Genomic DNA, 11562 nt, shown 5'->3' with positions numbered 1-11562 from the left:
GCGCGTCAGACGGAATTGCATTGCCAGCTCTCCCCAAATCAGCGGCCTGCCCTAGGAATCGCGCGCCTCGGCGATGGCGACGCCAATTTCCTGCGCGCCGACTGCGCCGTTCAGCACCCTGTCGCCTACAATCCATGCCGGCGTACCTGAAAGTTGCAGAGACTGGCCAAGGAAGACATTGTTCTCCAACTGGCTTTCATAACGGCCCGCGTCGATCGCGGCTGTGGCCTGCGCAAGATCCACGCCTGCCTGCGTTGCAGCTGCTTCTATGGATTCGGGGCTCGGCCCGTCTTGCGCAAACATGGCATTGTGAAAGGCCTCATATTTGCCCTGTTCCGCAGCTGCCAGCGCCATGCGCGCAGCAGCGGCGCTATCGCCTGACAATATGGGGTATTCACGGATCACGACCTTGAGATCGGGGTTGGCAGCCACCAGCGCTCTAACGTCCGCCAGGCTCTGACGGCAGAACCCGCATGCGTAATCGCTAAATTCGACAAGGGTGATGCTCCCTTCCGGATTGCCCAATACTGCCCCGGGGAAAGGCGACTCCAGCTCCGGCCGTAGCGGACCGATGCGTTCCACCATCTCACGCCGCTGTAATTCGGCAATGGCTTCGGGAAGCACTTCGGGATTGGCCATCAGATAATTGCGCGTGTGATCCGGCCCAAGGTTGGCAAAATCCCAAGCAGCAGCACCGGCAAAGCCTGCGCTGAGTGCGATTAGTATTGTTATGATCCAACGCATACTTCTGGCCTAGTTGCGTTGCGCCATACGTTCAAGCTGCGCGCGCGCCTGCAATTGCACGTCCTGTGCGCGAAGCCAGTCGGGCGTGCCCGCGTCGAGACCCTGTTCCGCCACGCTGGCGTTCATCAGCGCGCCTTGCGGATTTCCGGAGAGAATCTGCTGTTCCGCACTGGCGAGCCGGGCGCGGATGGTATCACCGCGCTGCCCGTAAACCACGCCCAGTTGATACCAGGCAAAGGGATTTTCACGATCCCGACCAAGCGAAGCGCGCAGCACTCGCTCGGCTTCGTCCAGATATGATGGGTCTTCAGTTGCGATCAGCGCATGGCCCAGCAAGCTGGCGATCAAAGGGCTGGAATTGGTCAGGCTGGTCGCACGGCGTAACGATGGCAGGGCTTCTGCCACATGACCTGATTCGAGCAGGATCTGACCTTTGAGTTCGAGGAAATAGGGATTGTCCGGTTCTGTCGCGAGCAATCCGTCAATCTCGGCCAGCGCTTCGTCGACATGCGCGCTTTTGTGATAGGCATAGGCGCGGGCATAGCGCGCCGGAACATTGGTAAGATGGGTCGGAAAGGCCTGCAAGACGCGCTCAGGCGGGGCGAGAAAGCCGTAAAGCTTCGCCTTGACGCGTGTGAAGCGCTGCTGGAGATCGGATGCGGTCGGCGTATCCCATGCCGGATCAACAACATAATCCTCGCGCAAGCGAGCGATCCGATTGCCTGATAGTGGATGGGTGCGACCGTATTCCCGCTCGTTATCCTGGCTGATGCCGCGACGGAATTCGTAATTCTGCAGGCGTTCGAAAAACTTCAGGCTGCCGCGCCCGCTGATACCTGCGCCGCTCAGATATTCCGCTCCGGCTGCGTCGGCGCTGGCTTCCTGCGTGCGGCTGAAGGCAAGAAAGCTGCCCATCGCAGCCTGCTGACCTGCCGCAAGCACGCCCATCGCTGCTTCGCCGCCACCGGCAAAGGCCGCCGCCGCTGCCAGCAATGTCGAAAGCAGGGTAATGCGCGTCGCATTGCCCGCACCTTCGGAATATCGGTTAACATGGCCGCCGGTAATATGGCCCATTTCATGCGCCAGAACGCCCTGGACCTCTCCTGCATCCTCGGCCGCATTCAGCAACCCAGAATGTACGAAAATACGCTGGCCACCCGCCACAAAGGCATTGATGGAACTGTCATTGACCAGCACGATTTCTACCGCGCCTTCACCAAGACCTGCAGCTTCCGCCAGCGGATCGACCATGTCCTGCAGCAGCGCCTCTGTCTCAGCATCGCGCAAGACGCTGATTCCCTGCGCCGCGACGGGTTGAGCAATCATAGCCATGGCTGCGCAAAGGGCGAGCAGGCGAGCGAGCAGGGAAGCAATCATGCGCATGGTTCACCCGCAGCCTAGCGCGCCCGGCGCTGAACGGGAAATGAAGAATGCCTTTCAACCCGCGTCTGCGTTTAGCTTTTCCTCGGCCATTTCTTTCGATGTTTCGACTTTTTCGACCACCCGCACAATCTGTTCGGTCTCGTCACCGGGAGAAAAGCCGGATTGGCGCAGGAAATCGATCCCTTCGGCAAAACTCTCGCCTAGCCACAGGGGAATGCCCGCCTTGGCAATCGATTCCTGTGCCAGGACTTCCTCGGTCGAAAGATTCTCTTCCGCTGCCCTGCGCAGGAAAATCGCGGCTACCCGGCCCGGAAAGCGCGTCACCGCATTGGCAAAGGCGGGCAGGTCCCCCTGCGTATCATCGCCGATCAGGGCGAAGCGCATGGTGGGATACATTTCCAATATGGCGTTAATCGCGGCAGTCTTGTGCGCCCCGTGGCTGCCAGAACCGAAAGTCTGGCGGTTCAGCCCCCAATCGCGCAGTTTGAGCGGGCCAAGCGGCAGGCCCTTTGTGCGCTGGAATGCGACAATATAGGAAAACAGGTTCCACGGGCTGGAAGAAATATAGAAGAACGGCCGGTGTGTGGCCGCCATGCGCCTTTTGGCGCGCGATTCGCCTTCGGACACAATCCCGCCACCAAGCTCTCCGTAAAAAATGTCCGCGCCGGACACAGCAATGCGCTGATGCGGCAATTGCGCGAAAATGCGCTGCCAATTGCGTGCGATATTGCGCAATCCTCCGGTGATGCCACTTTCGATGATAGTATCGTCAATATCGGAAATCACCGCCAGATCGCTTTCCCTGCCCGGCACCAACACATGCGCATTCATCGTCTGGGGGCCTTCACTATTGGTCCATGAAAGCGTGGCGATCTCCCATTGCGGATAGGCAGGCAGATCCCACTCTGGAGCAAGCGGCTCGTCAAAATGGACAAACCCCTCTCGATCGCTGACAGTCATGCGCTCCAGCGCGAAACCATCTTCTCTCTCGATCAGCAGGCGGACTCTTACACCTGCCACTTCGCGGCTGGCGAATTGCATCACCATCGTGCGCATGGCCTGCCAGCGCGAACCTTTACCGAAGGCGGCTGGCCTGCAACGCAATGCACGAGCCGACAATACGAGACGTGTCCGGCTGCGGTGTCCGAAATAGGGTTGAAGACGAGTGGCAACCGTGCGCGAAAATACCATGCGGAAGGTGCTAGCCAATCAGTCGAGCCAAGCCCATACCTGTCGCAAACGAGAGAGTAGAATGATCGCCTAACCGATAAGCTGGCGGGCAGCCTTTTCGATGAGCGCGGCATTTTCGGGCACTTCGCCCAATACCACCACATCGCCATTTTCATCGCGGCGAATCATTACCAGAGCAAATTCCTCGCCGGTCTGGGGAAGGGCTGCAAAATCACGGGGTGCGATAGCGCGCAGCTTCTTGGCGATGGCCTTGCGCGGCCCTTTACGCACCGCCCGTGGGGCCTTGCCATCCAGCGTGCGGCGGAAAGCGCGTTCTTCGGATACTACACCTTTCAAACCGCCATCCGCATTCTGCAGATAGGTGCCGAGCGTTCCTTGCGCGATATCATTGCGCTGCGCGAAAGCGAGCACTGCGGCATATTCGGTCAGACGGGTCTTGTCGTAATCCACGCCGAAGACCAGCTTGACCACAGGGGTCATCGGGGCGCGTTCCTGCATGGCAATGCCCGCATCCTGCAGCAATTCGGATAAATCTTCCGGTTCATGCGTGGCGGCGATGGCAAAATCCCATGCGCGGCCGACTGCTTCATACAATGCGGTGCGTGTCCGCTCTTCGCCGCTTCTTGCCTGCTGCGCCATTTCGCGCGCGGCAGCCAGCCAATCGGCTAGCGATTGGGGCATAGGTTGCGGCACCAGCGTGTCGTAATCTGCGCCCTGTGCCAATTCGTTATCCAGCTCAAGCGTGTCGCCGGTATAGGCTGACAGGCCTGACAGATCGAATGAAGGCCGCACTGCCTCGCTTTCATGCGCATTGTCATCGGGAAGGGCATTGGCCGGCCCATCCGCCCAATCGGTGAGATCGGGTTGTGGCGCCGGACGATCAGAGCCGGCTTCCAGCGCCTGATCGATTTCGAGCAGAAGTTCATCAGCAGAGTGTGCGTCGGCCATCTCTTTCCAGTTGATGACGCCGTAAATGTAATCAATCGTCTGGTCATCGCTGGAGAAAGGCAGCAGAATTCCGCGATACAGGATCGTTGCGCTTGCGTTGTTCACATATTCCGCTTCAAAACCGATTGGCGACTGATTGGCCAAGATCTGCATGTAATGATCGGTAATCCGGCTGAGCAAAGAGCGCGGCGTGACCTGCGAAAGCCGTTCGGGCGTGCCGTTTTCATCGGCACATTCTTCTGCCAGCAATTCACCAATATAAGCGATGGACGGGTCTTCGATGCCCTTCGTGAAATCCAGCAATACGCTGTTGGGGCCGAAATCGGGCAAGAGAGTGGGATCAAGCTCCTTGATCGAGGGGAAGTTGCGATCTTCCAGGAGGCTTGCCCAGAAATTATAGGCGCGAACCTGCAGGCGGCGCTCGTCCGTGCCTATTGCAGGCGGCGGCGATTCATCGATCGCGTCCTCTTCATCCTGCATATCGATGCCCGGAGAGGTGAATCCATCCAGATTCTCCACATCGAGTGCAGCGAAATTGTCACGCAAACTGTCCATGCCCAAAAGCCTTTCCCTGGGTTGCAGGACCCTTTTGGCGCGACGTGGTAAATTTTTGATGAAGTTGCGCCGGGTTTTAGTGGCTTTTTTTGAAGCGTTTTCAGGGCAGCTACCCGTAATTCTAAAGCATGTAGCGCATACGTATAGTTTGCTGAAATGGTGAAGAACCTATGGATATGGCGGCCTCTTCAAAATCAGGCGGGCCCATACGCACGGGCGCATCGCGCGAAAATCCAAAACCTTCGCGCGGCATCATGCCCAACGCACGGTCGGCGCGGCCATTGCCGTTTTCATCATGCAGAAGCGCAATGGCATATGTGCCGGGCGCAACATTTTCGAAATGCAGCACCGTCGCCTCGCCAGCCGGCACCACGGTGCGATAGCCCTGTGTCGCATCCTGGCAACGTGGGAAACGATCCTCGTCACGGGTCATGCAGGCGCGCAACATCCCGTCGGTATTGCGCATGTTGGTGATTGTGATCGTCACCTGCGTTCCTGTTACCTCCGCGCCAAGCGGTTCGGCAATCGTCGGAGCAGCGATAATCGCCGTAGCGAATGCCGTTATCAGGGCCGCGAAGCGGGCTGGCCCAATCCCTTGTCGGTGTTGCACAGTCGATCCCACAATCTGAAATAGAGTCCGTAATTGCACCGATATTCGTCATGGTGCCGCTGATGATGGCTAGCCGTTATCAGCCAGTTCCCTAAGCGCGAATGAACAATCCAGCGGGGAAACATTTCCCAGCCCATGTGATTGGTGACACCCATGATGGTCATGATGGCCAGGACCAGCCCCAGGATGCCAACATGGATGGGGATCAGAAAAACCAGCAATGGGATGACGATTGCGCCTGTCACCGCCTCGATCGGGTGAAAGCTCATCGCGGCCCATGCGGTGGGTGGGCGGCTGGCGTGATGCACTGCATGGGCAATGCGAAACCATTTGGGGCGGTGCATCCAGCGATGGGTCCAGTAAAACCATGTGTCATGCGCAAAAAGATAGAGGAGGAGCGAAAGCGGCAGATACCATATCGGATAGGCGGAAAGATCAGTGTAGATCAGTGTCCACCCTCGTTCCTGCCAGCCCCAAGCTACGACGCCCGCGGGCACGCCATAGATTGCTGCCGACAGCAGCGACCATTTGATTTCAGTGATTATCTGGGGGTTGAGCCCATCGTATAATCCGGGCCGGACCCTGGCTGTGGCGAGTGCGAATCCACCGCTTGTCAGCACATAACGCAGCGCGACGATGCCGGTCATCGCGGCGGCGGCAAGGATGATGGCAAACAGCATGGCCCGATAGTCTATAGGCGCAGGCTGCAAGGCTGCACAGCCCCGGCTGTGAGGCCCTTATCCGGCGAGATCACCGCCCCAATTGCTGCATTGCGGATCGAGCGAAACGAGCTGGCGGCGAAGCGCAGTGCGGGCCAGCCGCTCAACCTCCACGCGGCGACGTGCCGCAACAAGCGGGTGGCTGGGGGCAGGGCGCACGATTTCCGCATCATATTCATCGGCCACAATTACGCCGCAGCAATCGGGGCGATAATCCGCGCTTTCAAGGATCTTGCGATCAAGTTCAGGGGGCAGACCCCAATAGAACCGGTCACAAAAATCGAGATAATCCGGCCATTTGCCATCCCCAAGCAGATCGGATCGCGCGGTCTTGACCTCGACAATCACGATCTTGCCCTTGGCATCGATCCCCATGAGATCGGCGCGCCGTCCATTGCGCAGCGGCATCTCTCCGATCATCCATATGCCATTGCGCGCGAAAAGACGACATATCCCGCGACACACGGCACGCGACCGCAATGCAAGAGAATCATCGGAATCTGGGCTTCCGGGCGGGATGGTGAGCGAATCGGGCATGCGCTGAAACTGGAACGAAATGGGAACAGGGTCAAGCGCGAACGCAGGAAACGGCTGGATTATGGCATCGTCAACAGGGCGCTACGGGCAGAATCGAATTCGTGCCACAGAGCAAGGGCGGCTGGGCGGCAATCGCGCCCGCTTGTGTGTATCGCCAGCAGTGCCGCGATGCCCGGTTCCATGATTGCCGCAAGATCAGCCCCGGCCTTGTCAGCGAGTTCGCGGCGGCAAGGCGTGGCGCGCCAGAACATATCCGAATCGAAAGTGCCAGCCGCGTCATCATCTATGCCGGCAAGCATTGCGACAACCTTGCCTGCTTCGCCAAGTGTTGCCCATCGCTTGACGCATGCGTCTGCCTCGCTCTCGCCACCGCCAGTTTCGAAGGGAACGGTCTGGCTGCAAGACAGGTCAAATCCGGGTCTGATAGCGTTCATGTCATGAGCGTTTACCGCAGCATTATTGCCAAGCCGTTAGCAGGAATATTCAACTGACAGAAAACCTGCCCTGCGTGCAATTGCAGCAATGTATTTCACATCTGCCGGCTGCATTTCCCCATTATGGGGCGACCTCATGCTCAAGAGGTAAAGTTTCCAGAAATCCCGAATTCCCTATTTCGCGGCACCGTTATCAGCTGGCCAATAGGGCAAGGACAGTGCCGGATTGGCGATCAAAAAAGCGCTTCAGCAACGGTTCGCCGCACAGATTGCCCGAAACACCCTTACAATTAACCATGTTTGCAATTACGTTCATCTGGCAGAAAGGTTGGGCTGACAGGCAGACCATCCGATGCGTTCGAGATTCACTTGTGCGCCGCTTACCTTATTCAGGAATGGATGGAATTCTGACAACCGGACACGCCAAGGATGGTGGCGGTCGGACGAATAGCCGCGAACACGCAAGACCGGCTTGAATAGTAAAGAGGAGTATTGTGATGAATATTATTTCCAAGGGGCCCATGGCTTTTTCCATTCTGGCATTGCTCGCCGCACCGGCCAGCATTTCTGCCCAGCAGCTACCGCCCCAGCAGGTTTCACAGGGCGAAGATCAGATTGATGTCTATGGCTCCCCCCCGGCCGATCTTTCCGGCCTGACCCAAGGGCCCGAATTCGAAGGCATGATTTCGGCACGCAGGGGCGATGCCATGCAGATCACCGCAGAAGACGGTACCAACACCGTGGTGCGCATTTCTACAGGTACCGAAGTCAGGTCCAAAAGCGGCCTGTTCGGTATGAACCGTAACTCACTTGGCATTGACTCGCTGCTCAATGGGCTGCCGGTGAAAGTGGAAACCGTCCAATGGGGCGGCAATCTTGTGGCAAGCCGTGTGCAATTCCAGAATAACGATCTTGAAACGGCATCGATGATTCACGGCGCGACGTCCCAGCAGTTTGGTGAACATAGTGAAGCGATCGAGAGCAATGCCGCCGCCACCGAGGCGCTGCGTGGCCGTGTTGCCAATATCGACCAGTACAACATCATGGGCACAACAAATGTCTATTATGACACTGGTAAATGGAGGCTTACGCCCAGCTCCAAGGCTGAACTGTGCAACGTCGCTGCCGAAGCAGAAGCAATGGACAACGCTCTGTTGCTGGTTGTTGGCTATACCGATTCTGTCGGCAGCCAGGAATTCAATCAGACGCTGAGCGAAAGGCGCGCAGGCCGCGTCGTCAACTTCCTGCAGCAGGAATGCAGCTGGGCACCATATCGGATGCTCACCCCCACCGGCATGGCTGAAGCCGATCCGCTGGCTGACAACACCACCGCCGAAGGCCGCAGGCAGAACCGCCGTGTTTCGGTAAATATCCTCGTCAGCAAGGCGCTGGACGGGATGTAAGGATCAAGGGGTGGGCACGGCGCCCACCCCTTTTTTCAATGTGTCTGGGTTTCGAGCCGCAATCCTGCTTTGGACATTGGCAATATATTCAAAGGCGGACGGGCGGATGACACCAGCACCTGATCCCTATCCGTTAACGATGATCCCACCGTTCGGATGAAGAACCTGACCCGACATATAGCTGGAATCCTCGCAGGCGAGGAACAGGAAGGCAGGGGCCACCTCATTGGGCTGGCCCGGGCGTCCCATCGGCGTATTTTTGCCGAATTCATCCATGTCCTCGGGCGGCTGCCCTCCGTATGGATTTAGCGGCGTCCAGATAGGGCCGGGAGCTACCGCATTTACGCGAATGCCCTTGTCGACCAGATTTTCTGAAAGAGAGCGTGTAAAGGCCGTGATTGCGCCCTTGGTCGCCGAATAATCGAGCAGATTGTCCGCACCCTTGTACATCGTTACGCTGGTGCAATTGATGATGGCGCTTCCTTCCCGCAAATGTGGCCGAGCGGCCTGAACCAGATAGAACATGGAGAAGATATTGGTCTGGAAAGTCCGGCGTAATTGTTCTTCGGTAATGTCTTCTATGCTATCATCCGGATGCTGCTCACCGGCAATGTTGACGAGTATATCGAGCTGGCCAAGCTCATCGACAGTGCGCGTGAAAACCTCTTTTGCAAAATCCTGGCTTCCCAGATCGCCCTGCAGGCAAATCGCTCTGCGCCCTTCATTTTCGACAATCGACTTGGTCTTTTCGGCATCCTTGGTTTCTTCATCCGCAAGATAGACAATCGCAACATCCGCGCCCTCTCTTGAAAATAGAGCCGCCACTGCGCGACCGATGCCGCTATCGCCCCCTGTAACAATGGCAGTCTTGCCCGCCAGCCTGTCTGACCCGCGAAAGCGTGGCTCCCAATCTGGTTTATCATCCATACCCGCCTCTGCACCAGGCATGCGCGGTTCTTCATTGATTTCTGGCTGGAATGTTTCGCTATCGGTCATATCGTCTCCTCACGTCTGAAAGAAGCGAAGCGGCAAGTTGGTTTCGACGGCGCATGTATTGTGGGAATGGATCGTGCTCTCTATGCGGTAAGCCGTTGAATTCCCGAATTTGTATGCGGTGCTCTTCTGGTTTCCGCGAGTGGCATGACAGGGCCCGGCTTTTGCAATTTGCTCGCATAGCCCTATGATCGGCTAATCATCGAAATTTTATTGAATGTCCGGCGTTCCTGCCAGACGCAGAGATCTGCGAGCCAGTGATTAATGAACTCCGATAGCAACGCGACGCTTTCACCACCTCTTGTCGAACTGCCGATCAAGACTGCTGACCGAGGGTATTATGATGGGTTCAGTCGCGAGGTGACGATCCCGGCCAAGGTTATCGTTTCCCTGTTGATCATGTGGGCGATTTTCTTCCCCGTGAATGCCAGTGAAACCCTGATCGCTGCCAACTCGAATATCATTTCGAGCTTTTCTGGATGGTATGTCTATCTCGTCGCTTTTCTCATGGCGATCTGCTTCGTGCTGGCGATTGTGCCGCAATCGGGACGCTTGCGAATAGCTGCACCGGGCGACAAGCCGGAATTCTCCCGCTTTTCGTGGTTCGCCATGCTTTTTGGAGCCGGCATCGGCATCGGCATGCTGACATATTCGACCGGCGAGCCGCTGGCGCATTTCTCTAACAATCCGGATATCATTCGCGGGACTATGGAAGCGCATTCCCCGGAAGCGGTGCGCCCAGCCTTCATCTATACGTTTCTTCATTGGGGCTTTGCCGCATGGGGCACCTATGCGCTGGTCGGACTGGCAATCGGCTATGTGTCGTATCGTCGTGACCTGCCATTGACGATCCGCTCGGCGCTCGCTCCTCTGTTCGGACTAAGGCTGTCGGGCATCGGGGGGCATGTGGTCGATATCGTTGCGGTTGTTGCAACCATTCTGGGTGTTGCTGTCACAATGGGCCTTGGGGTTGAGCAATTTGTCGCAGGACTTGCGCGATTGGGCTTTGGCGATTGGCTGCAGGATGCTGATGGATCTTCTTCCGCTGCCGCTGTAGCGCTATCGTTGCTCATCCTTATCGGTGCCTCGACGCTCAGTGCATTGTCGGGGGTCGGCAAGGGTATCAAATGGTTGTCCAACCTCAATATGGGGTTGTCATTTGGCTTGCTGGCGCTTTTCCTTGTCGTCGGGTCCGGCTTGTTTGGCGCGAAGACACTTGTTGTCGGGCTTTGGGACTATGTGCGCACGTTAATTTCCAATTCGCTGACGCTGTTTGATAGCGGAAGCGAAGTGGGTGATGCGCTGGTCCAATGGCAACTCGACTGGTCGGTGTTTTACTGGGCTTGGTGGATCGCCTTCGCGCCCTTCGTCGGGATGTTCATTGCGCGGATTTCGCGCGGTCGAACGATCCGGGAATATGTATTTGGCGTCCTGCTCGTTCCTTCGCTGATGTGCTTTGTGTGGATGACCCTTGTCGGCGGCACCGCGATCGATCTTGAATTGAGCGGCATTGCGGATGGGGCCATTGTGAATGCGGGGATTTCCGACCAGCTTTACGCCACGCTTGCAGTGTTGCTCGATCCGGCAATGGCCCAGCTTGTATCGGGTCTCGTGGTGATTTTGTTGATGACTTATCTCGTCACTTCGACGGACAGCGCTATCCTGATCGTCAATACCATCAATGGCGCCGGTGAAACCGATGGCCAGCGCCGGCGTCATATTCTGTTCTGGGGCGGGGCATTGGCGTTTGTGGTTGGCAGCATGCTGATCCTGGGCGGCATAGATGCCATCCGCATTACCATGATTATCGGCGCGCTTCCCTTCAGCTTTGTCCTGGCTCTTATGGCAATCTCCATCCTGAAGGCGGTCGGGTTCGACCTGCTGCGAATACACCAGGGCGTGCCCACGACTGCAGTGGCATGCGCCGAGCATGCGGCGCGCAAGTAACGGTCTTTCAATAGATTTCCCAAGAAAATCGACGCGCGCAATGCTGACTGATTGCAACTTAAAATTTTTATGAACGGGAACAAGTGTAGATCAATTTG

The 11562-nt window shown here is 57.2% G+C and carries 11 protein-coding genes; 2 read left to right on the top strand and 9 right to left on the bottom strand.

The window, feature by feature from the left end; all coding sequences use genetic code 11:
* Positions 1-51: 51 nt before the first annotated feature.
* From CP97_RS01805 to CP97_RS01770, 8 genes are all read right to left on the bottom strand, one after another.
* Positions 52-744, bottom strand: coding sequence for a DsbA family protein (locus tag CP97_RS01805; RefSeq protein ID WP_048884539.1), 693 nt, complete (start codon positions 742-744; stop codon positions 52-54).
* A 9-nt stretch (positions 745-753) separates the two neighbouring features.
* Positions 754-2127, bottom strand: coding sequence for a M48 family metalloprotease (locus CP97_RS01800; protein WP_082863681.1), 1374 nt, complete (start codon positions 2125-2127; stop codon positions 754-756).
* 54 nt (positions 2128-2181) lie between these two features.
* Positions 2182-3336 (bottom strand): phosphatase domain-containing protein, encoded by a 1155-nt coding sequence (locus CP97_RS01795; protein ID WP_227819642.1) that lies wholly within the window; start codon positions 3334-3336, stop codon positions 2182-2184.
* 51 nt (positions 3337-3387) lie between these two features.
* Positions 3388-4821, bottom strand: a complete 1434-nt coding sequence (locus CP97_RS01790) for a PAS domain-containing protein (protein ID WP_227819641.1) — start codon at positions 4819-4821, stop codon at positions 3388-3390.
* A 121-nt stretch (positions 4822-4942) separates the two neighbouring features.
* Positions 4943-5308 (bottom strand): DUF2141 domain-containing protein, encoded by a 366-nt coding sequence (locus CP97_RS01785; RefSeq protein WP_227819640.1) that lies wholly within the window; start codon positions 5306-5308, stop codon positions 4943-4945.
* Between the two features lie 77 nt (positions 5309-5385).
* Positions 5386-6111, bottom strand: a complete 726-nt coding sequence (locus CP97_RS01780; RefSeq protein ID WP_048884536.1) for a sterol desaturase family protein — start codon at positions 6109-6111, stop codon at positions 5386-5388.
* Between the two features lie 57 nt (positions 6112-6168).
* A complete protein-coding gene (locus CP97_RS01775; RefSeq protein WP_048884535.1) occupies positions 6169-6687 on the bottom strand; it encodes an MmcB family DNA repair protein in 519 nt (172 codons plus the stop codon).
* Between the two features lie 59 nt (positions 6688-6746).
* Entirely contained in the window at positions 6747-7121 is a 375-nt protein-coding gene (locus CP97_RS01770) for a hypothetical protein (RefSeq protein ID WP_048884534.1), read from the bottom strand.
* Between the two features lie 497 nt (positions 7122-7618).
* Between CP97_RS01770 and CP97_RS01765 the strand changes: the two genes are divergently transcribed.
* Positions 7619-8524 (top strand): OmpA family protein, encoded by a 906-nt coding sequence (locus CP97_RS01765; RefSeq protein WP_048884533.1) that lies wholly within the window; start codon positions 7619-7621, stop codon positions 8522-8524.
* A 126-nt stretch (positions 8525-8650) separates the two neighbouring features.
* Here CP97_RS01765 and CP97_RS01760 read toward each other — a convergent pair whose 3' ends face one another.
* Positions 8651-9520: an SDR family oxidoreductase gene (locus CP97_RS01760; RefSeq protein ID WP_048884532.1), complete on the bottom strand. Its 870-nt coding sequence runs from the start codon at positions 9518-9520 to the stop codon at positions 8651-8653.
* A gap of 261 nt (positions 9521-9781) precedes the next feature.
* On the opposite strand from CP97_RS01760, the gene CP97_RS01755 reads away from it, so the two are divergent.
* On the top strand, positions 9782-11464 hold the full coding sequence (locus CP97_RS01755) for a BCCT family transporter (protein WP_048884531.1): 1683 nt from the start codon (positions 9782-9784) through the stop codon (positions 11462-11464).
* Positions 11465-11562: the final 98 nt, after the last annotated feature.

The sequence above is a fragment of the Aurantiacibacter atlanticus genome (assembly GCF_001077815.2).
In the GTDB taxonomy this organism is placed as follows: domain Bacteria; phylum Pseudomonadota; class Alphaproteobacteria; order Sphingomonadales; family Sphingomonadaceae; genus Alteraurantiacibacter; species Alteraurantiacibacter atlanticus.
Note: the sequence above shows the minus strand (reverse complement) of the source record. Positions and strands in the feature narration are given on the sequence as shown.